The 21,777-nt window shown below is 44.3% G+C and carries 22 protein-coding genes; 21 read left to right on the top strand and 1 reads right to left on the bottom strand.

Annotated features, from left to right (window positions below; genetic code table 11):
• Positions 1-340: 340 nt before the first annotated feature.
• The 15 genes from nrfB (at position 341) to L3V30_RS00200 (ending at position 14,797) form a co-directional block, all read left to right on the top strand.
• Positions 341-943, top strand: coding sequence for a cytochrome c nitrite reductase pentaheme subunit (gene nrfB / locus L3V30_RS00270; protein ID WP_012841633.1), 603 nt, complete (start codon positions 341-343; stop codon positions 941-943).
• A 1-nt stretch (position 944) separates the two neighbouring features.
• A complete protein-coding gene (gene nrfC / locus L3V30_RS00265) occupies positions 945-1,631 on the top strand; it encodes a cytochrome c nitrite reductase Fe-S protein (protein ID WP_012841634.1) in 687 nt (228 codons plus the stop codon).
• Entirely contained in the window at positions 1,628-2,599 is a 972-nt protein-coding gene (gene nrfD / locus L3V30_RS00260; RefSeq protein WP_005394774.1) for a cytochrome c nitrite reductase subunit NrfD, read from the top strand. The genes nrfC and nrfD overlap by 4 nt, the downstream gene beginning before the upstream one ends.
• Positions 2,600-2,608: 9 nt before the next feature.
• Positions 2,609-4,513 carry a heme lyase NrfEFG subunit NrfE gene (nrfE, locus tag L3V30_RS00255; protein ID WP_237308037.1) on the top strand — a complete coding sequence of 635 codons (1,905 nt, stop codon included), beginning with the start codon at positions 2,609-2,611 and terminating at the stop codon, positions 4,511-4,513.
• Positions 4,491-5,024: a DsbE family thiol:disulfide interchange protein gene (locus L3V30_RS00250; RefSeq protein WP_109169689.1), complete on the top strand. Its 534-nt coding sequence runs from the start codon at positions 4,491-4,493 to the stop codon at positions 5,022-5,024. The genes nrfE and L3V30_RS00250 overlap by 23 nt, the downstream gene beginning before the upstream one ends.
• A complete protein-coding gene (gene nrfF, locus L3V30_RS00245; protein ID WP_005394762.1) occupies positions 5,011-5,421 on the top strand; it encodes a heme lyase NrfEFG subunit NrfF in 411 nt (136 codons plus the stop codon). Before L3V30_RS00250 ends, nrfF begins: the two co-directional genes overlap by 14 nt.
• Before the next feature lie 146 nt (positions 5,422-5,567).
• Positions 5,568-5,744 carry a hypothetical protein gene (locus tag L3V30_RS00240; protein WP_005394761.1) on the top strand — a complete coding sequence of 59 codons (177 nt, stop codon included), beginning with the start codon at positions 5,568-5,570 and terminating at the stop codon, positions 5,742-5,744.
• 216 nt (positions 5,745-5,960) lie between these two features.
• Complete coding sequence (ribA, locus tag L3V30_RS00235) at positions 5,961-6,617, top strand: GTP cyclohydrolase II (RefSeq protein WP_005394759.1); 657 nt, start codon at positions 5,961-5,963, stop codon at positions 6,615-6,617.
• 176 nt (positions 6,618-6,793) lie between these two features.
• Entirely contained in the window at positions 6,794-8,056 is a 1,263-nt protein-coding gene (locus L3V30_RS00230; protein ID WP_046876199.1) for an imelysin family protein, read from the top strand.
• Positions 8,057-8,153: 97 nt separating this feature from the next.
• The gene (locus L3V30_RS00225) at positions 8,154-9,536 is read left to right on the top strand and encodes a di-heme oxidoredictase family protein (RefSeq protein ID WP_237308036.1); all 1,383 of its coding nucleotides are present in this window, start codon (positions 8,154-8,156) and stop codon (positions 9,534-9,536) included.
• Between the two features lie 10 nt (positions 9,537-9,546).
• A complete protein-coding gene (locus L3V30_RS00220) occupies positions 9,547-10,584 on the top strand; it encodes an imelysin family protein (RefSeq protein WP_237308035.1) in 1,038 nt (345 codons plus the stop codon).
• A complete protein-coding gene (locus L3V30_RS00215; RefSeq protein WP_237308034.1) occupies positions 10,565-11,647 on the top strand; it encodes a DUF1513 domain-containing protein in 1,083 nt (360 codons plus the stop codon). The genes L3V30_RS00220 and L3V30_RS00215 overlap by 20 nt, the downstream gene beginning before the upstream one ends.
• A 141-nt stretch (positions 11,648-11,788) precedes the next feature.
• Entirely contained in the window at positions 11,789-13,330 is a 1,542-nt protein-coding gene (locus L3V30_RS00210; RefSeq protein WP_046876195.1) for a L,D-transpeptidase family protein, read from the top strand.
• A gap of 166 nt (positions 13,331-13,496) precedes the next feature.
• Positions 13,497-14,045, top strand: a complete 549-nt coding sequence (locus L3V30_RS00205; protein WP_048625700.1) for a DUF882 domain-containing protein — start codon at positions 13,497-13,499, stop codon at positions 14,043-14,045.
• Positions 14,046-14,140: 95 nt separating this feature from the next.
• Complete coding sequence (locus tag L3V30_RS00200) at positions 14,141-14,797, top strand: MBL fold metallo-hydrolase (protein ID WP_048625699.1); 657 nt, start codon at positions 14,141-14,143, stop codon at positions 14,795-14,797.
• A gap of 18 nt (positions 14,798-14,815) precedes the next feature.
• Here the strand turns inward: L3V30_RS00200 and L3V30_RS00195 are convergent, their stop codons facing one another.
• Positions 14,816-15,481 carry a DUF2982 domain-containing protein gene (locus L3V30_RS00195; RefSeq protein WP_005394737.1) on the bottom strand — a complete coding sequence of 222 codons (666 nt, stop codon included), beginning with the start codon at positions 15,479-15,481 and terminating at the stop codon, positions 14,816-14,818.
• 273 nt (positions 15,482-15,754) lie between these two features.
• On the opposite strand from L3V30_RS00195, the gene L3V30_RS00190 reads away from it, so the two are divergent.
• The 6 genes from L3V30_RS00190 to L3V30_RS00165 all read left to right on the top strand — a co-directional run bounded on the left by L3V30_RS00190 (position 15,755) and on the right by L3V30_RS00165 (position 21,757).
• Positions 15,755-16,159 carry a hypothetical protein gene (locus L3V30_RS00190; RefSeq protein WP_005394736.1) on the top strand — a complete coding sequence of 135 codons (405 nt, stop codon included), beginning with the start codon at positions 15,755-15,757 and terminating at the stop codon, positions 16,157-16,159.
• Between the two features lie 414 nt (positions 16,160-16,573).
• Complete coding sequence (locus L3V30_RS00185; protein ID WP_005394734.1) at positions 16,574-17,665, top strand: TRAP transporter substrate-binding protein; 1,092 nt, start codon at positions 16,574-16,576, stop codon at positions 17,663-17,665.
• Positions 17,666-17,780: 115 nt separating this feature from the next.
• A complete protein-coding gene (locus tag L3V30_RS00180; protein WP_047009966.1) occupies positions 17,781-18,320 on the top strand; it encodes a TRAP transporter small permease subunit in 540 nt (179 codons plus the stop codon).
• A 12-nt stretch (positions 18,321-18,332) separates the two neighbouring features.
• Positions 18,333-19,619: a TRAP transporter large permease subunit gene (locus L3V30_RS00175; protein ID WP_005394731.1), complete on the top strand. Its 1,287-nt coding sequence runs from the start codon at positions 18,333-18,335 to the stop codon at positions 19,617-19,619.
• A 151-nt stretch (positions 19,620-19,770) separates the two neighbouring features.
• Complete coding sequence (locus L3V30_RS00170; protein WP_237308033.1) at positions 19,771-21,126, top strand: cache domain-containing protein; 1,356 nt, start codon at positions 19,771-19,773, stop codon at positions 21,124-21,126.
• Positions 21,119-21,757 carry a response regulator transcription factor gene (locus L3V30_RS00165; RefSeq protein WP_005394727.1) on the top strand — a complete coding sequence of 213 codons (639 nt, stop codon included), beginning with the start codon at positions 21,119-21,121 and terminating at the stop codon, positions 21,755-21,757. Before L3V30_RS00170 ends, L3V30_RS00165 begins: the two co-directional genes overlap by 8 nt.
• Positions 21,758-21,777: the final 20 nt, after the last annotated feature.

Below are 21,777 nucleotides of genomic sequence, written 5' to 3'. Positions count from 1 at the left end.
GACCGAAATTGGCCTTGTTTTAGATCAATTTATGCTAGTGATCTTAATCATGTTTAAGTTCATATACCCCTAAGGTGGTATGTTGTAATCCCCTTTAATCACAGCGTGTTATGGGTATAACCATTCTAAAAATAAGGTGATTAAGGTCGCTTTTTGAACATGTGATTCTACCTCTTAGGAATTATAGAGGTATTATAAATACAGGTTTAGCGTTGTGGCTTTCCAAAATAAGAATTGATGTCATTTGAAGGTGTAAAAATATCTTCAGAGGAAATTAATTGTTGCTCAAATAATAGTTGATAAGAGTTATCAATTATTATCGAGCTAAGGAAAGAAAAATATGGGCAATATAAAATTGACCATAGAGACAATGCTGAAATTTCTCTTCATCTTTGCCATCTATGGTTTTTTCACCGCCGCCCATGCGACTTCTTCAGAGCCAGTTGAAGGTGCTCAAGCTGAGCGTCATCAAGTCGAGTTGATCCGTGACCGAGACTATAAATGTCTTCAATGTCATAAGGATGCTAAAGATACTCTGAATCTATCGCATGATTCGCAAGCGTTATTGAGTCAAGGTAAGCAGCTCAATTGCACTAACTGTCACAGCAACATCGGCCCTGATCACCGTGAAGGTGCACCCGATGTGATTAAGTTTTCTGCTGCGCAATCGAAAGCGGTGCACGACAAAGTGTCCCTTGACCCAAGCTTGATTCTCAAAGCTAATAGCCAGTGTGTGGATTGTCACGCGCCACTTAAGTTAAGAGAAAAGCATTGGACGCACGATGTGCACGCCAAGAATCTCACTTGTTCAAACTGTCATGATGTTCATGCCGCAAAAACCAAAGCTTTGTCTTATGACAGAAAACAGCTGATTAAGCAGTGTGTGGATTGTCACTCTGAATTTGCCGTCGAACCTGAACTTGCCAAAGAAGAGGAGAGATAGCATGAAATGTTCGAGAAGAAACTTTTTAGCTAGCAGCGGTGCGTTGATTTTAACTACAGGCGTTGCGGGCACTTCCGTTGTTAGCTCCTCTCTTTATGCCAGCAACAGTGAACAAGCGAAGCGCATGGGTATGGTTCATGATGAAAATGCCTGCATTGGCTGTACCGCTTGTACCGATGCTTGTCGCGAAGTAAATAAAGTCCCTGAAGGCGTGACGCGACTTAAAATTCATCGCAGTGAACCGATTGGCGAATTCCCAGATGTGGAATACCAGTTTACTCGCGAATCCTGTCAGCACTGTGATAATCCACCATGTGTCTATGTGTGCCCAACAGGCGCAGCATACAAAGATGAAGCGACGGGCATTGTGGATGTACACAAAGAGAAATGTGTCGGATGTGGTTATTGCCTTGCTGCTTGTCCTTACCAAGTGCGCTTCTTTAATCCAGTCGATCACTCTGCGGATAAATGCAACTTCTGCCGCGATACCAACCTGGCGCAAGGTAAGCAGCCAGCTTGCGTGGAATCTTGCCCAACAAAAGCACTCATCTTTGGTGATTTAAATGACCCAGCTAGCGAGGTGAGCAAAGCTATCGAAAGCCATGTTGTCTATCGCGATAAATCGCATTTAGGTACGCAGCCTAAACTGTACAAAATTCCGCATAGTAAAGGGGAGGTGTCATCATGAACGGCTTCGAAAGTGCATTCCACTTTGACTCGTTAGTCTGGGATTGGATTATTGCGATTTACTTATTCCTCGCTGGGATGTCAGCAGGTGCGGTGATGATTTCTATCTATTTAAAACGCAAAGTGATTGAAGGTGATCCCGCAAACAATGGCATTATAAAAGCAATGGCTTGGCTAGCGCCATTTGGCATTATTTCTGGCTTAGTGATTTTGATTTTCCACTTAACTAAACCGCTTGAGTTTTGGAAGATCATGATTTACTACAACCCGACTTCCGTGATGTCGATGGGCGTTGTCTTGTTCCAAGTGTACATGCTAGTGCTGTTTGTTTGGATCGGCGTTATCTTCCGTCATCAAATCATCAGCTTCTGCGAAGGAAAGTTGCCGAGTAAATTATTGGATTTTGCCGATGGCATCTTGATTAAAGCAGGGAAAGCCAACAACGCAATTGAATTATTCTTGGGCTTCTTAGCCATCGTGCTTGCGGCATACACCGGCTTTTTATTGTCTGCATTGAAGACTTACCCAATGCTAAACAATCCAGTACTGCCAATCTTATTCCTATTCTCTAGTTTGTCATCTGGCGCAGCAGCATGTTTGATGTTCGGCATCTTGGTGTTTGAAGAGTCGACCAGCAGCCCAAGTGTGTCTTGGGTACACGGATTTGAACGCCCAGTAGTATTGTTTGAGCTGTTTGTCTTAGTGACATTCTTTACTGGGCTTATCTTTAGTGGCGGGCAAAATGAAGCCGCGGCTTGGAATGCCATTTCGAGTGGGTTCTGGGCTCAGTGGTTCTGGGTTGGGGTGGTGCTCATCGGCATGATAACGCCTTTGACTCTTAATTGGTTGACGCCTTCTGAAGTTCGTCATAGGGGAAGTTACGTTTTTGCGGTCACAACGTTGAGTTTGGTTGGCGTACTCATGCTGCGTACTTTCATTCTCTATGCCGGTCAAATGACCATCGTGTAAGGAGGCAAAATGGAGGCTGAGCTCGGTTTCTTTTTGTTGATATTGGTGGCTGTCGCATCGACATGTGCGACGCTGCTGCATTGGGTTTGCTTTACGCTGCGGAAGAAGGGAGTGTTGCCACACCAAACCGCAACGTCTCATATTATCAGCTTAGCCTCCTTAGTTTGTTTGGCGCTTTTGATAGTCTGTTTTATTCAGGATAATTTTGCGCTTGAGTATGTGGTTACACACTCGAACAGCCAGTTACCTATCGCGTTTAAGATTGCAGCTGCTTGGGGCGGCCATCAAGGGTCTATGTTGTTTTGGGTGGTTACGTTGAGCTTATGGGCGTCTTTTATTGCTATCAAGTCGCCAGTTTGCACTCAATATACAGGCGATTGCTTGGGTATCATGAACTTACTTATTGCTATTTTCGCTTGGTTTACCCTCACCACGTCCAATCCTTTTGAGTATGCTCAGACACTAGCGTTGGAGGGACGAGATCTCAATCCGATGTTGCAAGATATCGGGCTTATTATTCATCCACCGCTGTTGTATTTGGGTTACGTTGGTTATGCCGCGATACTGGCGTTCGCCTTAGCTGCGTTATTAGCGAAACGACCTATAAATGAATGGTATGGTGTTGCCCGTAGTGCCGCTTTCTTTGCTTGGGGTACGCTAACAATTGGAATTTTGATCGGTTCTTGGTGGGCATACAATGAGTTAGGTTGGGGCGGGTGGTGGTTTTGGGACCCGGTAGAAAACGCGTCTTTGCTGCCTTGGTTAATGGGTACCGCACTACTGCATAGCGGTGTGTTGTCGAAGCGTAATAAAGGAGCAATTTGGAGCACCTACGCATTGGCTTTTGCGACGTTCAGTTTGAGTATTCTCGGCACATTTGTGGTGAGATCGGGTGTATTAACCTCAGTACACGCGTTTGCGGTTGATCCAACCAAAGGTGTAGTACTTCTTGCTGTTCTCAGCATTTTGGTGATTGTCACCTTTGGTGTGCTCATTATGCGAGGGCTACATATTCCTCGTTTTACGCTCGATTCGTTAATAAGTCGTGCCTACATGGTATACATCGCTATTGGATTTCTCGTTGTTTGTATGGCGATTGTTTTCCTCGGTACCTTTTACCCAATGCTTTATCAACTGCTTGGCTTGGGTAATATATCCGTTGGGGCACCTTACTTTAACAGCCTCGTTTTTCCCCTTACATTACTTGCTCTGACCTTTCTCGCCTTGATGCCCGTGTTGAAGTGGACGAAAGGAGCCAGTCCTCATGCCGTTAAAACCATTGGGTTTGTCGGTATTCATGTTATTGCGGTTAGTACTATTTTCGTTTTTACTACAAAAGAGCTTCATATAACGACTTTGATTACTCTGGTATTAGCGACGTGGGTAGTGGTTTCTCATGTGCTATTGCTGTTTTGTGCAGAAAACAAGAGCAAATTAATGCCTATGTTTCTTGCTCATGTTGGCTTTGCATTGGGTGCAAGCGGGGCAGTATTTAATAGTGATTATTCGTATGAATACAACTTACGGGCAGAACCTGGTAGCTCGTATCAAAAAGCGGGTATCACCGTTGATTACCACGGGATTGAATGGTTAGTTGGGCCGAACTACACCGCAGAACAGGGGAGTGTTGATCTTTATTTGGAGAGCGGTAAGGCGCTGAACTTTCAACCCGAGAAACGGCATTACCCTGTGCGCGTGATGAATATGACCGAGCCCGCTATTCGATCACTATGGCATGGAGACTACTACATCACTTTGGGTGACAAGCTCGACAACAGCGCCTACGCAATTAAAGTGCAATATCGGGCGGGTATCTGGTGGATATGGTTTGGTGGCGCTTTAATCGTAATAAGTGCTTTGGGGAGTATGACGAATCGAAGGGGAAAAGGTAATGAGATCGAAAAATACGCTTAAACTGATCGTTCTCATATTGTTAGTTGCGATTTTTGTTGTCACCGCGACAATGGCATTATCCGATAGACCAAACGTGGAGATACAACAAAATCGTATGTTATCTATCCCGGATTTTACCGCTTACTCACTTATTTCAGGCAATCGAATCACCGATGCAGTACTAGAAAATCAAGGTTATGTGCTATTGAATGTTTGGGCGTCTTGGTGTGGGGTTTGTAAACAAGAACATGATGATTTGCTCAACTTAGCTCGACAAGGTGTGCCCATCGTTGGTCTTAACTATCGAGATAAAGAGAGCGCGGCTAAACGCTATTTGAGCTCTTCACACAATCCATATACCGAAGTTATATCCGATCCTAATGGGCAACTGGCGGTTGAACTTGGTGTAATAGGAACACCTGAAACTTACTTAATTGATCAAAATGGCAATGTTTTGATCAAATATAGAGGTAAGTTAACAATAGACAAATGGAACTCGTTATTTTCGGGGTATTTTAATGTCTCACTTTAAATATGCTTACTTCATTATTGTTTTGTTTTCTTTGTGTTCTTCTTGGGTCAAAGCAGAGCAAATTACGCAGCATGTTGATCTGTTTGAATTTCATTCCGTTGAACTGCAACAAAGAGCAAATGCATTAGCCAAGGCTTTGCGATGCCCACAATGTCAAAACCAAAACCTTGTTGAATCTAATGCACAAGCCGCTAAAGATTTAAGATTGAAAGTGTACTCGATGGTAAACGAAGGAAGTACGGATCAAGAGGTAAAAGATTATTTGGTTCAGAGATATGGGAATATCGTTTTGTATCAGCCACCATTTAATTATTCGACAGCGGCGTTGTGGATCTTTCCTCTATTACTTTTGATCTTTTTTATCCTATTTTCGATCAAAATGATAAAGCGTCAATAATGTGACCACTATTCCACTATGGGAAATAAATCGTGCAGATAACAAACAGAATGTTATCATTTTTCCGAATTTATGAAGATTCCAGTATAAAGAAAATCAACGATTTGAGCTGGAGAAGTAATAAAAGAACTAAGTAGGTGCACGCAGTGGATTCAGTTATATTACAGTTAAAAAAAGACTTTTATTCGCAGATTCGTGCATTGCAAACCTCGAAACTGCCTCAAGTTACATCGTCTCTTGCCGTATTAACCGAAGAAGAAATTCAAGAACTCGAAGCGGTATGGATAGAGCTTACGGTTTGGAAACGTAGCCAAACACATTAAATCATCACCCCTACATACAACTCATTATCAACCCCAGACAAAATTTGTCTGGGGTTTTTTATTGTAGTTTTTCAAAATTGTTATACTATAACAATTCGTCAGCGCGGGGAGTCGTTCTCTTTGGCTGTCTTTAGGGGATAACTGCTCTCAATTGTGATCTCTATATTGAAAAATGCGGTATCAATCCCCATAGTTGAAGAGCAATGAGTGAATCCCATGAATGCAATAACGAAAACGCATCAAGCGCATCAAGCAATAAATCGAGTGAGTATAGATATGGCGGAAGTACGTGCCAGAGTAGATTTTAAAGTCGGGGCTAAAAGTAATATCGATGCTGAAATCCTGTCTTTTCGTGGCCTGAAGACAGATAAAGAGCATGTGGCAGTTATCTTTAGGCAAGCGGATCAAACGCAAGAAACGCCTTTGGTGCGTATGCATTCAGAATGTCTTACTGGTGATGTTTTTCACTCATCCCGTTGTGATTGCGGTGAGCAATTAGAAGAAACCATTCAACGCATGGGCGAATCTGGCGGTATTATTTTATACCTACGTCAGGAAGGTCGTGGTATTGGTCTATACAACAAAATTGATGCGTACCGTTTGCAAAGCCAAGGTATGAACACCTATGAAGCAAACAACCATTTGGGTTTTGATGATGACCTGCGTGATTTCACTGAAGCAGCGCAAATGCTCGAAGCATTAGGTGTAAGTAAAATTCGCCTTGTGACCAACAACCCTAAGAAAATCCGTGAATTAGCAGAATACGGCATCGAGATTGTTGAGGTTGTCAATACCTCTGCACATATTAAAGATGGTAATGAAAGCTACCTAAAAGCAAAAGTTTCTCATGGTAAGCACAATCTAAAATTCTGATTTTATTTATTAAATTATCAGTTTTGCATGTTAAAAGCCTCACAATGATGAGGCTTTTTTTGTATCTAGAGTTGAAAATAAATTGTAAATTTGTATTATCTCGTGACTAATAGTGCAAATAAGAATAATTAGCACTACGAATAAAACAAATAAATTGCTCAACAAGGATGCTTCAGATGAATGCAAAAACAGTTTTAGTCCAATCTATTGCTGCATCACTCCTCATTGCCAGTGGTTCTACCGTTGCTGCCCAAGTAACGAAACAACAAGTCGTTGAACATTATGCAGACGTTGCACATGCAGTCTTTGCTGACTCAGTGACAACGGCGAAAACGCTCGACGTAAAAATCGACGAATTCCTAAAATCGCCATCAGCGGATAAGCTTGAAGAAGTAAAACAAGCGTGGCTAGACTCTCGCGTTCCGTACCAACAATCTGAAGTATTCCGTTTTGGTAACGCGATTGTTGATGACTGGGAAGGGCAGTTAAATGCATGGCCACTTGATGAAGGCCTAATTGACTACGTAGCGACAGATTACCAATATGAACTCGGTAACGAAGGCGCTGCTGCAAACATCATCGCAAACACCAGTTTACAGATTGGTGCTTCTAAACTAGACGTTTCAAACATTACTCCAGAATTGCTAGCGGATCTCAACGAAGTAGGTGGTTCTGAGGCAAACGTTGCGTCAGGTTACCACGCGATTGAATTCTTACTTTGGGGTCAAGACCTAAACGGCACAAACGCAGGCGCAGGTCAGCGCGCTTACACAGACTTCGTTGTCGGTTCTGAGTGTACGAATGGTCACTGTGACCGTCGTGGTGAGTACCTAAAAGCGGCAGCCGATCTACTGGTTCAAGACCTTGAATGGATGGAAAAACAGTGGTCTGCGGAAGTGAAAGGCAACTACCGTGAAACGCTTCTTAATGATTCTGCGGATAATGGCCTACGTAAAATGTTGTTCGGTATGGGTTCATTGTCTTTGGGTGAGCTTGCTGGTGAGCGCATGAAGGTGGCGTTGGAAGCAAACTCGACAGAAGATGAGCACGATTGTTTCTCAGACAATACGCACAACTCTCATTACTACAACGAGCAGGGCATCTATAACGTTTACACAGGTCTTTACAAGCGTGAAGACGGCACATTGCTTTCTGGTCCGAGTATTGCTGACCTAGTGGCTCAAAAAGACAAACAAGCAGCTAAAGAGATCCAGAAGCAGTTTGATGTTACGCGTAATCAAGTTGGTAAATTGGTTACGTCTGCAGAGAAGAACAACCAACACTTCGACCAGTTAATTGCAGCGGGTAATGCACAAGGCAACACGTTAGTGAATGACACCATCATGTCATTGGTTGCTCAAACCGGTTCAATTGAACGTGCTGCGGGTATCATTGGCATTGATAGCCTAAGCCCTGATACTGCAGACCACGAGTTTTAATCAAAGTACAAAAAATAATTGAAAGGGCTCGTTTGAGCCCTTTACCGTTTTAACTCGCTGTTATCCTACCCCTCTTGTTGTGTTTTAGAGCAATGATATGAAGCCTTACTTAATTTCGGCCTTGGCCGTGATCTTTTCTTCTACTGCTATCGCGTATGATGTGAAATCTGGTGGACAAACGAGCGTGAAAAAAGAAGGCGCCAACGCGTATTCTCTTCCTGCCGCGAACCTTCCTATGAGTAAACGTCTTGATTTTAGCGTGGGCAATAGTTTTTTCCGCAACCCTTGGGTACAAGCGCCAGCGTCTACCGATGCCAGAGATGGTTTGGGACCTCTTTTCAATACAAATGGTTGTCAAAACTGCCACATCAAAGATGGTCGTGGTCATCCTCCAGAGCAAAATGATTTGCATGCGGTGTCCATGTTAGTGCGTTTGAGCATCCCTGCGATGACGTCAGAACAAAAAACAGCGTACATCAGAGACGGCGTTATACCTGAGCCGACTTATGGCGGCCAGCTCCAAGACTTTGCCCTGCAAGATCAAACGCCAGAAGGAACAATCGAAATCACGTACACCGATGTGCCAGTGAAGTTTAAAGACGGCACGACGGTGACACTAAGAAAACCTCATTTGAATATTACCGATCTAGGTTACGGCGATATGCACCCTGATACAGAATTTTCAGCGCGTGTTGCACCGCCAATGATCGGCCTTGGTTTGTTAGAGAGTATTCCTGACGAAACGCTACTTGCATGGGCTGATGCACAAGATGCAAATAAAGACGGTATCTCAGGTAAAGTAAACAAGGTTTGGGATATTGAGAAGGACGACTTCTCGATTGGTCGTTTTGGCTGGAAAGCCGGGCAACCGACGTTAATGCAGCAAAATGCAGCAGCATTCAATGGTGATGTGGGTCTGACGAGCCATTTATTCCCCAATGAAAACTGTACCTCGAAACAAAGTATTTGTGACGACATGCCAAATGGCGGCAAACCAGAAGTGAGTGAAAATATTCTCGACTTCGTTGAGTTTTACAGCCAGCACTTAGCCGTACCTATTCGCCGAAATGTGAACGATCCTAGCGTGAAACTCGGTCAGAAAATCTTTGCTGCAGCTGGCTGTGAAAGCTGCCATAAGACCAGTGTCAAAACGGCGACGCGACCAGAGTTACCAGCGCTTTCTGAGCAGCTTATCCATCCATATACAGACATGCTTCTGCACGATATGGGTGAAGGTTTAGCCGATAACCGTCCTGAGTACTTAGCAAACGGCCGTGAATGGCGAACGGCCCCCCTATGGGGCATTGGTTATACCGAAGAAGTAAACGGGCATACTTACTTCTTACATGATGGCCGCGCCCGTAATCTGATGGAAGCGGTACTGTGGCACGGCGGCGAAGCTGAAACCGCGAAACAAAACGTCTTAGCACTGAATAAAAAAGAACGTGACGCATTGATTGCGTTTCTGAATTCTCTATAAGGAAGCAACCATGAAAAAAACACTGTTAGTGAGTGCGATTGCCGCAACGTTAAGTTTGGTTGGTTGCCAATCGACCATCGGTTCGAGCTCTGCCAAGCCTGAGAGTACAAGTCATATTTCTCAAGCGGTCTACGAAGTTGAGTTTCAATCTGCTCAGACGTTTTTAGCGCAAACCACAGAACTTGAACAAAGCTTCGCGGATTACTGCACATCAGAGACGAAAGATGATGCGCAAGTAAAACAGCAATGGCACCAAACTATGCTGACGTGGATGGCATTACAAGGTCAAGAGCGTGGCCCTGCTACGGCGTTGGAGCAAAGTTGGAATGTCCAGTTTTGGCCAGATAAAAAGAACACCACCGGCCGAAAAATGTCTGTGCTGACGAAATCTGACCAAGTTTGGAGTGCGGAAAAGATCTCCACGCAAAGTGTTACTGTGCAAGGCCTAGGTGCACTAGAATGGCTGCTTTACGATAAAGCGTCGACCTTATCTAGCAACAGCAATACCTGTGCGACAGGTGTTGCAATTGCTGAAAACCTAGAGAACAAAGCGCAGATCATCGCAGATTCTTGGGCACAAAATCCTTGGAAGTCGTTAGAGATGACGGAATGGAAATCCGAGTACATTTCGCTGCTCTCTAATCAGCTTGACTACAGCATGAAAAAGCTGAGCAGACCGTTAGCTAAAATTGGTCAGCCTCGTCCTTACTTTTCTGAATCTTGGCGTTCAGAGACGTCGCTTTCAAACTTAAAAGCAAACCTTGAAGCAATGGAAGCGCTGTATCTTGCCAACGGTAATGGTCTAGATACTCTACTAAGAGAGCAAGGCCATGCAGGTCTCGCAGGCCGTGTTGTTCACCAGTTTGAAATGGCGTTGGAAACATGGCCGGAAGATAAGAGTTTGTTCACGGCTTTACAAAGTAAAGAAGGCTACCGCATGGTACTCGCTCAATACAATAAGCTAGAGCAATTGAAGTACTTGATCCATGAAGAGGTGGCGATCGAGCTTGGCGTGGTTATAGGATTTAATGCAACCGATGGTGACTGATCAAACCCGCCGAACCTTACTGAAAGCCGCACTCTTTGGCGCGGCCGCACCTATGATGCCATTTGGTTGTGCTTCAACACGTTCACGTCAACCAGCGTTGATTGGCTGCTCAATCATCGGCCGAGATAAATACGCAGCGGTAGTGGCCGATGAGCATGGTATGCCGCTATCTTCGTTGCCGATTCCTGAGCGTGGTCATGGTGTGGCGACCAACCCACAAGGTCACGCTGTGGTCTTTGGTCGTCGACCAGGAACTTTCTTCATGGTGTTTGATTATCGCTCTGAGCAGATGATCAAGCTGCAGCTAGCAAAACCGGATCGCCATTTCTATGGTCATGGTGTTTACTCCCGTGACGGCACGTTGCTATTTGCGACAGAAGGAGAAAGGGGCACAAGCCGTGGGATCATCGGTGTTTATGATGTGCAAAAGCAATATGAAAAGATCGATGAGTTAACGGGTTTTGGCCTTGGCCCTCATGAAGTGATCATGATGCCTGATGGCGCATTAGCGATTGGCGTCGGTGGCGTACACACCAACGGCCGTGAACCGCTCAATCTTGATAGCATGAGACCAAGCCTGAGTTACCTTTCACAAGAAGGTGAGCTGTTGGATCAAGTCTCTTTACCAGATCATAAGTTGAGCATCCGTCATTTAGCGCATGATGGTGCAGAGACGGTACTGTGTGGTCAGCAATATCGTGGAGAGCCGGATGAATACCCAGCTTTACTTGCGATGCACACTCGTGGAGGCGTGATGCAATCTTTGCATGCGGAACCCGAAGAGTGGGCGAGATTTAATCACTATGTCGCGAGTATCGCGGCGACGGATGAATGGATCCTTGCGACTTCTCCTCCGGGCAGTTGTTATGGGATATGGTCCAAAGCTACAGGTAAGTTGGTTGAGTTAAGTGCTTTGCCAGATGCATCGGGAGTAGTGACGTATGGAAAGGAATTCAGGGTCAGCTCTGGTGCTGGCAAAGTGGTTGAGCAAAGGCCAACAACACATAAAAGCGCTTCTTTTAGTGGTGTTCAATGGGATAACCATTGGTCAAAGATTGTTTGAACCCAAATAGATAAAGAAACTTGATGTTAATTTCGACATCAGATTCTTAATTTTAAACCTGCAAGCTGTGAGATATTTGCCATACTTTTCATTATGGCAAGTAGCGCAAGGATCGTTTCAGTGTTTGCTAGGGTTTTAATCATGACGGCACTTATGGTGCCGTTTTTCAGCTTTTCTACCGTCGTTTCTCTCGAAGCTTCTGCACAAACAGAGCAAGAGGGAGCGGTACAAAAGCTGTCTGTCGAAAAAATGATCCATTATCCAGAGGTGATTGACCAGCTTTATCAAAGTACCAATTACCGTTTGAACTGGGAAAATGAAAGCGATATTGAGCAGTTTCTTTTTCAAGTAAACTTGGTTGCTCTTGCTGGCGTCACGGACGAATTCGAGAATCAACTCCATCGTATAAACCAAGTTCGATGGCAGGGAGATAACCTCGACTTTGATTTGGTGATGACAGATTCACTGTTGATGTATCTCAGCTATCTCGAGCAGCTCCCTGAAGAAGGTATCAATTGGTTATTTGCTAACAAAGCCCACGTGATTTTACCTGCTCCTAGCATCGATACTTTGTCCGTACTGAGTAACGAAATTACGGTTGGCAAACTTGGTCAATTCTTAGCAAGTCTTCGTTCTCCTTTACAAACGGACGAAGCTTTTTATTCCGCTTACTCCTCTTTATCCGAGCATGCTCAGTATCAATACCCACTCTATGAACAAACGGGCCTCGCCCGTGTTGGTGACCAATTAGAAAATAAACCGCTTCTGATTGAGCGTATGGAAGTGGTTGGTGTGGATGTATCGTATTTAGATATCACGACCCAACAGTATGATGAAGAATTAGAGTTAGCGGTGAAAGAGTTTCAGCGTATTCATGGCTTGAAAGAGGACGGGGTGATTGGCCCGAATACCATTCGATGGATCAACTTTTCTCCTCAAGAACGATTGCATCTATTGGCGCTGAACTCAGAACGTTCAAGGATTTGGTCCAAAGACAGAGATAATGTTGTCTTTGTAAATGTACCTGGATACGAAGTAACGTATTGGCACGATGGTCAACCGTTGTTCGAGTCTAAAGTTGTGGTTGGCAGAGCCTCAAGAAAAACACCAATCATGTCGGGGACTCTTGACTCCGTCATTCTCAACCCCACATGGAATGTGCCATGGACCATAATGGTGAAAGACATCATTCCTAAAGTGAAACGTAATCCGATGTATTTGATTAACCACAATATTCAAATCATCCGGTCTTGGACTTCAAACGAAATTATTGACCCTACAACCATCAATTGGGCGACGGTGAATCCGAGAACATTTCCTTATCGTATGCGACAGGCATCGGGCTTACACAATGCATTGGGATTGTATAAGTTTAATATGCCAAACCCCCAAGCTATCTATTTGCATGATACGCCAAGTAAAAACTTGTTCGAACGAGATAGACGCGCATTCAGTTCCGGGTGTGTCCGCGTTGAACATGCCGACCAACTGGCGGAGCTCTTATTCAAAACTCAGGGATTAGAAGAACGCCTAGCGAAAAAACGGGAAAGTACGCGTCGCTCTAACACGTCGGTCCCTTTAGGAGAACGCATCCAAGTGCACATTATTTATCAAACCGCATGGCTAGAAGAGGGAACACTTTACTACCGAGATGATATCTATAAATACGATCACCGTAGTTGAAATCTTTAAGTAAAATTTACAAAACTAAGAATCTTCTGTTTGTTCAATAATTAAGCGTTAATCGCCACATCTTAAAATTAGGGTGGAGCGATTTATGCGTTTGACGTGACAAATGTGTTTGGGTAATGTCCGCGACTTGTTTAGTTGTTGAGCATTGTTTTTTGAAATGGTAAGTCGTAATTTTTCCCGCCGAGATTTCCTTAAAATGACCGCTGGTGGCGTAGTATTGGCATCTGCCTTGCCATCGATTTCATGGGCTTCATTCCCTGACGAGCCACGTGAGTTGGCGATGAACAACCTTAATACTGGAGAGCTCCTCGAAACATGCTATTTCGATGGTAGACGCTATCTTGATGATGAACTAAAAAAGCTGAATGAGTTTTGTCGTGATCACCGTCGAAACGAAGTTCATCCGATGGATCGACGCTTGTTCGATCAAATCAGCCAGATTCAAAAGCTGATCGGTACAGATGCAGAAGTCATTGTAATTTCTGGTTACCGTTCGCCTTTGACCAATGCGTCCCTGCGCAAAGGGGCTAGCGGAGTGGCGAAGAAAAGTCTTCACATGGAAGGTAAGGCCATAGACTTCCGTCTTGATGGAGTGAAATTGTCTACTGTACGCGATGCAGCAATTAGCTTGAAAGCTGGTGGTGTTGGGTATTATCCAAGTAGTAACTTTGTCCATATCGATACAGGTGCTGTGCGTTCTTGGTAAGTCAATAGCAAGCCTCAGCAGGTCTTGAAGTCGCATGGGGTTAGTGTCATAGTTGCGCCAGTTTTAACGCAAATTTGTTTGGTAATAGGTTTTCTATGGCTCTGAAATACCAAGTTGTCCCAGTGACATCTTTTTCTCAAAACTGTTCTATCGTGTGGTGTGATGAAACGATGAAAGGCATCGTTATTGACCCAGGCGGTGACGAAAAGCAACTTGCTATGCTCATTAAAGAGCTTGGCATCGAGATCGTCAACTTGGTGCTAACCCATGGTCACCTAGATCATGTTGGCGGAACAGAGCCGCTGGCTGCAATGCTTGGTGGTACTGAGATCATTGGTCCTCATAAAGCGGATAATTTTTGGCTACAAGGTCTAGAAGGGCAAAGCCAAATGTTTGGTTTCCCATTGACTGAAGCTTTTGAACCGCATCAATGGTTAAATGAGGGTGACACTGTCACATTTGGTAATCAAGTATTAAAGGTATTCCACACACCAGGTCATACCCCTGGTCACGTTGTTCTTTACAGTGAAGAAGCGCGCTTGGCGTTTGTGGGTGACGTATTGTTTAACGGTAGCATTGGCCGAACTGACTTCCCACAAGGTGATTTCAATACCTTGATTAGCTCTATCAAAGAGAAATTGTGGCCTTTAGGCAATGATGTCACGTTTGTCCCTGGTCACGGCCCTCAATCGACTTTCGGTCACGAGCGTAAAACTAACCCGTTCGTTGCTGACGAGATGCCGCTTTACTAAAAGCGCGTGTACTAAGCATTATTCTGGCTCGGCGGCAGCTAAGTATCGCCGAGTCAGTCCCACAAAATCCTCTGCTTCACGATCTAGGTCACTGGCTGATATAAACAGATCGTAGCCGTAAAATCCTCTTTGATATTTCATACGGTTGGCGAGCATCGCCAGCAAGCCTTTATACTTAACCCCGTTGCTGTTTATGTATGGCTTAGGATCAAGCACCATATCTTCAAACTTTTCTTCACACTGATTCTGCTTCGCACCTAAATAAAGTAGTGCGCGTTGGCTAAGGAGAATTTCTGTCGCTATACGAGGGCAGATCGAATCCAAATAAGGTGAGTAGTGTTTTAGACGAATACCAATCCAAGGTAGCGGCTGATGCCACCCTTCCTGCTGGTAGCTACAAATCCCTATTGACTCAATATTTCGCCATCGGACGACCCATCCGCCTTTAAAAAGATGTTGTTGGAAGTGAGAAGCTGTCAGCGTAAAAGTGACTTGGCTTTTTTTGATCATCAAGATGGCGAAACCAACAATTGCAGACATCAAAATGACCGACAACATGGCTTGCTTCCATCCCGGAGAAATGACAACCAAAAACAGGGTTATCAGTGCAACGAGCAACAAAAGTATTCTGTTGATAGGGGAGTCGGGTTTGAAATGTGAATTTGTTAGGTGCAGCGTTTCCATGCTTATAACCTCATCGAATACTTGATCAAAAATGCGTGGATGACTAAATGTGCATTGACTTGCATTTGAAATAAAAGAAACCTCTGTTTTTATACCCAGTATTCAATAAATCCGTTCATAAAATATCTGATTAAATAGTAGACGTTCTATGCTTTGAGCGCATTTTTCATCGCGTTTCGCCGCTAAAACCTACAAATTGCTTGTGAATTTTGGTATAAAACGCGCTTCAAATTTTCATCCCTGCTGAGATGCAGTGAACTGGAGAAATATTCAATGAGACTTGCTCATAAGCGTAAAGTGCAGATGAAACTGCAAAAACGCATTAAAGCGACAGTAGCAAACTTAGCTGCAGCACCTAAAGCAGTGAAGCCTGTTGCCGAAAAAGCAGTAGCACCTTCTGTTGCTGAAAAAGCTGTTGCGGAGAAAGTAGTAGCTGAGAAAAAAGTAGCTGCAGTGAAAACAGTTGATGTTGCCCTTACTCCTAAGCAACAACAAGTATTAGACATCGTTGTAGCAAATGCTGAAGGTATTAACCCTAAAGGCATTGGTCTAGCTGCAGGTCAAGAAGATACTAAAGCGGCATCATGGGCTACTGGCGCACTGAAGAAGCTTCTTGAAGAAAACCTAGTTCAAAAAGAGCAGTTAGCAGGTAACAAAGTTATCTACAAAGCAGTTTAATTACCGCTACCGTTCTAGATTGAATACCTCGGCCAATGCCGGGGTATTTTTTTATCTTCGTATTGAAAGTAATCCATTAGGTATTGATTTTAACGCTGCCAATAAGTGCTTTGTCACATTTTCTTAAATACTATGTAAATTTTTTGGCAGAGAAGTACGTACGAATCATTTTTCTTTTTACATCGTTAAGGGAAAAGTAACTCATTAATTTTATGATGGTTAAACTTGTTGTATAACAGCTGTCCTACGTAGTTATACGTAATACTTAAGGCTAATGTCTTATTGATGAATTACTCGCTTCCGTGTTCATGCCCATTTCGCATTCGACAACATTGTTACATCTTTTATACCGAATACAGCCAATCCTAATGAAATGGATGACAACAATAACCTTGGTGATAAAGGACGTGAACGATGAGTCTAATCCAAAAATCTTTAAAACGAGTGCTCAAAACAACCGCTGTCGTTGCCGCGATGACATTCGTTGTGACTTCTGCAAATGCTGCTGAAAAAGTCTATCGTTTAAAGCTTGCTGAAACTTGGGGACCTAACTTCCCGATTTTTGGTGATGCGACAAAAAACATGGCAAAAATGGCAGAGGAGATGTCCAACGGGCGTCTGCAAATCCGTATTGATTCCGCAAACAAGCACAAAGCGCCTTTTGGGGTGTTTGATATGGTTAAGTCTGGCCAATACGACATGGGCCACTCGGCGTCTTACTACTGGAAGGGCAAGGTTCCAAACACGCTTTACTTCACTTCTATGCCTTTCGGCATGTTACCAACTGAGCAGTATGCGTGGTTTTACTACGGCGGTGGTATGGAGCTGATGGAGAAGGTGTACTCTCCACATAATTTGATGTCTTTCCCTGGCGGTAATACCGATACTCAGATGGGCGGGTGGTTCCAGAAAGAGATCAAGTCCGTCGAGGATTTGCAGGGTTTGAAAATGCGTATCCCTGGTTTTGCTGGTGAGATCTTGGCCGAGTTAGGTGCAAAACCAACGAATATCGCCCCTGGTGAGCTATATACCTCTCTAGAGCGTCGCACAATTGATGCCTTGGAGTGGGTTGGTCCATCATTGGACTTGCGCATGGGCTTCCACAAAATCGCGCCATACTACTACACAGGTTGGCATGAGCCAGCAACTGAGCTTCAGTTCCTTGTTAATAAGCGTACTTGGAACCGTCTACCTGATGATCTAAAAGCGATTTTACAAGTAGCAATGAAAACCGCCGCTTACGATATGTACACGCAATCGAAACACGAAAGTGGCAAAAACTGGGCATCTATCAAATCTGAATACCCAAATGTTGAAGTCAAAGACTTCCCGCCTGAAGTAGTAGCTGCGTTGCGAGAAGCAAACGATCGTTTGTTGAAAGAACATGCAGAAAAAGATGCTTTGGCGAAAGAAATTCAAGAGTCGCAAGCGAACTACATGAATCAAGTTCGACCTTGGTCAGACATTTCACACCGAGCTTACTTAAACAGTCAAGCTCAACAATAACGTTATGACGCAGGCGACGCCGAGATGTTTAGCCTGCGAACGAAGCCTAAGAAAACTTCATAATGAATGCTCCGCACCATAGCGGAGCGTATCCAAACGTTCCACGGAGTTCGGAATGAGAAGTCTTATTTATATTGAGCGATTATTTAACCGCTTTAGCGATTTCCTCGGATGGCTGTCCAGCATCCTGTTTATTTTGTTGTTGGTGAATGTGGTTTACGACGTTGTGATGCGATATGTATTCAACGATGTATCCATTGCATTCCAAGAAATGGAATGGCATCTATTCTCCGCCGTATTTCTGCTTGGTGTGCCTTACGCGATTAAGTCTGGTGGACATGTTCGCGTCGACATTTTCTATGAACGCTTATCATACAAAGCACAATCCATCATCGACATCATAGGCACGCTATTTTTCTTATTCCCTTTTTGCCTACTGGTGGCTTGGTTTGGTGTCGATTTCGCCAAAGAAAGTTACGCGCTAGGCGAGACGTCTGGTGATCCAGGCGGATTGCCATATCGTTGGATCATCAAAGCGATGATTCCGCTATCATTTTTCTTTATGGCAGTCAGTGGCATTGGACTGCTGCTGCATTCGATCAACAAGATTGTTAACCCTCATCTTATCTATGCCGGTAATAACGGTAAGTCGTAAAAGGAAGTCATTATGATCGGTATAGTGATGTTTTTTGTCGCGCTCTTTGCGCTTTTATTGGGATTCCCCGTTGCCTTTACTTTTGGCGGTATTGCACTGATTTTTGGTGTTTGGGCTGAAGGCATCGAGATGTTTGCTTTCATGCCATATCGTATTCAATCCATTATGGAAAATACGGTGCTAATGGCCGTACCATTGTTTGTCTTCATGGGACTAGTACTTCAGAAGACGAAGCTTGCAGAGCAACTGCTTGAGTCGATGGGACGTCTGTTTGGCGGCGTCCGTGGTGGTATTGCTATTTCGACAGTATTAGTTGGCGCATTACTTGCCGCGTCAACGGGCGTAGTCGGCGCATCGGTTGTTGCGATGGGGCTGATCTCACTCCCTGTGATGCTTAAATACAATTACGACAAAGGCTTGGCGTGCGGGACTATTTGTGCGTCTGGTACCTTGGGACAAATTATCCCGCCTTCTATCGTGTTGATCTTGCTAGGGGATGTACTCGGCGTTCCGGTTGGGGATTTATTCCAAGCTGCAATCTGGCCCGGTATCACGCTCGTCGGCGCCTATGTTATCTACATTCTTATTTACGCGAAGTTGAATCCTCAAGCCGCACAGGCAATAGAGCGCGATGAGTCGATCAGTCGAAAGCAAGAAGTATTCACCGCGCTGAAAGCCGTTTTACCGCCACTAGCACTGATCATTGTGGTATTGGGCTCCATCTTTGCTGGGATTGCAACGCCAACAGAGTCAGCGGCTCTGGGCGGCGCTGGTGCGATAGTTCTGTCGTTACTGTATAAGCAGTTTAGTTGGTCGATGATTTATGATGCATCGAAAGAAACCGTTAAAGTAACCGCAATGGTCTTTGCTATTTTGCTAGGGGCAACCGCCTTCTCAATGGCATTTACCTACACCGGCGGTGATTATCTAGTCGAAGAGTGGATGTTAGAATTGCCTGGAGAAAAGTGGGGCTTCCTCATCATTACCATGGTGGTGATTCTGATTTTAGGTTTCTTTATCGACTTCGTTGAAATCTGTTTTATCATCGTGCCAATTATTGCGCCGGTCGCTGAGTTGATGGGTATCAACATGACGTGGTTTGCGATTCTTATCGCAATGAACTTACAGACATCATTCCTAACACCGCCATTTGGTTTTAGTTTGTTCTATCTAAAAGGCGTCGCACCAGCAGGTGTCACTACGCGAGATATTTACAAAGGTGTGATGCCGTTTATCGCGATTCAAATTGTCGTGTTGGCTTCTTTGCTGTTTTTCCCAGGCTTTTATGGCATGAGTTGATCACTCGATAATAAAAGAGATTTTGTGAACTGAGAGTTTTTACCTTTTGAGACAAGTTGTTAAGCTGCTATTTATGTCTAGGCGGACGAAGTCGAGTTATTTGTGCTGCTAAGATAGTGAGCTGTAAAGCAGCGTTTCATGGAGGAAAGGGATGCCTCTCAAAGCAAAGTTAATTCTGCTGACATTGATACCCGTGGTATTGGTGTCAGCGAGTATCAGTTGGATTTCTATCTATCAAACCAAGACTCTTGGCAAAAGGGAGGTAGAGATCTTTCATCAAAACCTGATCCAATCAAAAGAGGCGGCGCTAAAAGACACGGTCGACGTCGCCTTTGACTCCATTTCTTATATCTACAACGATCCAACCTTAGAAGAGAGCGTTGCTAAAACACGCGTGAAAGCGATTCTAAACCGTTTAAGCTACGGAGCAGACGGCTACTTTTTTGCTTACGATAAATACGGCACCAACCTTGTACATCCTGTTCTTCCAGAGCTAGTCGGGGAGAACTTACTCTATCTTGAAGACGAGAATGGCGATCGTCTAATCGAAGCTTTGTTGTATCAAGCTCAATCAGGTGGCGGATTTCATCAGTACCTGTGGCAAAAGCCATCTACGGGTGAAGTCGTCCCAAAGCTTAGCTACGCCGCATGGCTCGATAAGTGGGAATGGATGATAGGGACAGGGCTCTATATTGAGGACGTCAGCCACGAAGTCGCCAATATGCGCGCTGCGGTGAACAAAAATATCGAAACGACTTTTTTCTCGGTCGTCGTGATCTTAGCGGTGACCGTTGCTGTAATTATCGTTCTCACTTTAGCGATCAATCTGCATGAACACCGTCTTGCCGATAAAAACCTTAAAGAGTTGGCACATAAAACCGTCATGTTTCAAGAGGATGAGAAAAAGCATCTAGCGAGAGAGTTGCATGATGGAATCAACCAGCTGTTAGTTTCTAGTAAATGTCATTTGGATTTAATGAGTCATAGACTGGAAGACGAAAAACTCAAATCCCACTTAGATAAATCGCAACGCTCATTGGTCACCGCGATAAATGAAGTAAGGCATATTTCTCATCAACTTCGCCCTAGCGCCCTTGATGATATCGGCTTAGAGGCGGCACTGACCACTTTACTGCAAGACTTTCACTCTCACTCTGGGATTGATATCGAGAGTAATTTTGATACTCAGCAGTACAAACTGACGTCGGAGGTCGCGACGACCTTGTATCGTGTTGCTCAAGAGTCTTTGAACAACATCGAAAAACACGCAAGAGCGAAAAAAGTGACGGTTACTTTGCAAAAAATGGGCAATATGCTGCAATTACTCATACGTGACGACGGTGTTGGCTTTGTGGTTAACCAAGCAGTGCACCAACAAGGGATTGGGTTAAGGAACATGCAAGAGCGTGTAGAGTTCATTGGTGGTGAGTTTGAACTGATGAGTGAGCTTGGTTTAGGAACAGAGATTACCGTGCTGCTTAATTTGGATGAATTAGTTTATGGATAAACCGATTAGTGTGGTGATTGTTGATGATCATCAAGTGGTCTTAGATGGCTTCATGGCTCGCTTGGAGTTAGAGCCTGACATTGAAGTGGTCGGTACGGCAAGCAATGGGCTGGAAGCGATTGAAGTCGCAAAGCACCTTCAGCCTGATGTCATCTTGATGGACATTAGTATGCCGATAATGAACGGTATTGAAGCGACAGGGGTAATTAAAGAAGAGCGACCAGAGAGCAAAATACTTATGCTGACCATGCACGATAACCGTGAATACATCATGAAGGTCATGCAAGCTGGCGCAGTAGGGTACATGCTCAAGGAAATCTCGGCCGAGAAAATGGTGCAAGCAATAAAAACGGTGAATCAAGGTTCAACGTATTTCTGCGAGTCTGTCACACAAACGCTTTTTACCCAAGAGGTGGTGCCAGCCACTCAAAAAACGAATCCACTCAGCCGCAGGGAAGAGGCGGTGCTTAAATTAGTCGCTCAAGGAAACAGCAGTAAGAAAATCGCCACACTGCTCAACATTAGCTACCGAACGGTAGAAACGCATCGCCATAACATTAAGCACAAGTTGGATTTACATTCGACGGCGGAGCTAGCGAAATATGCGTTTGAAACAGGGTTAACGGAGTAGGAGAGTAGTGCCCGCAAAAA

It is taken from the genome of Vibrio sp. A1-1, from assembly GCF_021728175.1.
GTDB lineage: Bacteria > Pseudomonadota > Gammaproteobacteria > Enterobacterales > Vibrionaceae > Vibrio > Vibrio diabolicus.
This window is presented reverse-complemented; position numbering and strand designations above follow the sequence as displayed.

What these genes read in the sequence shown, in the direction of transcription:
- L3V30_RS00190 (WP_005394736.1), top strand. Translation starts at nt 15,755, where the DNA reads ATGAGACTTGCTCATAAGCGTAAAGTGCAGATGAAACTGCAAAAACGC.
- L3V30_RS00170 (WP_237308033.1), top strand. Translation starts at nt 19,771, where the DNA reads ATGCCTCTCAAAGCAAAGTTAATTCTGCTGACATTGATACCCGTGGTA.
- L3V30_RS00210 (WP_046876195.1), top strand. Translation starts at nt 11,789, where the DNA reads ATGACGGCACTTATGGTGCCGTTTTTCAGCTTTTCTACCGTCGTTTCT.
- ribA (WP_005394759.1), top strand. Translation starts at nt 5,961, where the DNA reads ATGAATGCAATAACGAAAACGCATCAAGCGCATCAAGCAATAAATCGA.
- L3V30_RS00215 (WP_237308034.1), top strand. Translation starts at nt 10,565, where the DNA reads ATGCAACCGATGGTGACTGATCAAACCCGCCGAACCTTACTGAAAGCC.
- L3V30_RS00205 (WP_048625700.1), top strand. Translation starts at nt 13,497, where the DNA reads ATGGTAAGTCGTAATTTTTCCCGCCGAGATTTCCTTAAAATGACCGCT.
- L3V30_RS00185 (WP_005394734.1), top strand. Translation starts at nt 16,574, where the DNA reads ATGAGTCTAATCCAAAAATCTTTAAAACGAGTGCTCAAAACAACCGCT.
- nrfF (WP_005394762.1), top strand. Translation starts at nt 5,011, where the DNA reads ATGTCTCACTTTAAATATGCTTACTTCATTATTGTTTTGTTTTCTTTG.
- L3V30_RS00220 (WP_237308035.1), top strand. Translation starts at nt 9,547, where the DNA reads ATGAAAAAAACACTGTTAGTGAGTGCGATTGCCGCAACGTTAAGTTTG.
- L3V30_RS00165 (WP_005394727.1), top strand. Translation starts at nt 21,119, where the DNA reads ATGGATAAACCGATTAGTGTGGTGATTGTTGATGATCATCAAGTGGTC.
- nrfB (WP_012841633.1), top strand. Translation starts at nt 341, where the DNA reads ATGGGCAATATAAAATTGACCATAGAGACAATGCTGAAATTTCTCTTC.
- nrfD (WP_005394774.1), top strand. Translation starts at nt 1,628, where the DNA reads ATGAACGGCTTCGAAAGTGCATTCCACTTTGACTCGTTAGTCTGGGAT.
- L3V30_RS00230 (WP_046876199.1), top strand. Translation starts at nt 6,794, where the DNA reads ATGAATGCAAAAACAGTTTTAGTCCAATCTATTGCTGCATCACTCCTC.
- L3V30_RS00180 (WP_047009966.1), top strand. Translation starts at nt 17,781, where the DNA reads ATGAGAAGTCTTATTTATATTGAGCGATTATTTAACCGCTTTAGCGAT.
- L3V30_RS00200 (WP_048625699.1), top strand. Translation starts at nt 14,141, where the DNA reads ATGGCTCTGAAATACCAAGTTGTCCCAGTGACATCTTTTTCTCAAAAC.
- nrfC (WP_012841634.1), top strand. Translation starts at nt 945, where the DNA reads ATGAAATGTTCGAGAAGAAACTTTTTAGCTAGCAGCGGTGCGTTGATT.
- L3V30_RS00175 (WP_005394731.1), top strand. Translation starts at nt 18,333, where the DNA reads ATGATCGGTATAGTGATGTTTTTTGTCGCGCTCTTTGCGCTTTTATTG.
- L3V30_RS00195 (WP_005394737.1), bottom strand. Translation starts at nt 15,481, where the DNA reads ATGGAAACGCTGCACCTAACAAATTCACATTTCAAACCCGACTCCCCT.
- L3V30_RS00225 (WP_237308036.1), top strand. Translation starts at nt 8,154, where the DNA reads ATGAAGCCTTACTTAATTTCGGCCTTGGCCGTGATCTTTTCTTCTACT.
- nrfE (WP_237308037.1), top strand. Translation starts at nt 2,609, where the DNA reads ATGGAGGCTGAGCTCGGTTTCTTTTTGTTGATATTGGTGGCTGTCGCA.
- L3V30_RS00250 (WP_109169689.1), top strand. Translation starts at nt 4,491, where the DNA reads ATGAGATCGAAAAATACGCTTAAACTGATCGTTCTCATATTGTTAGTT.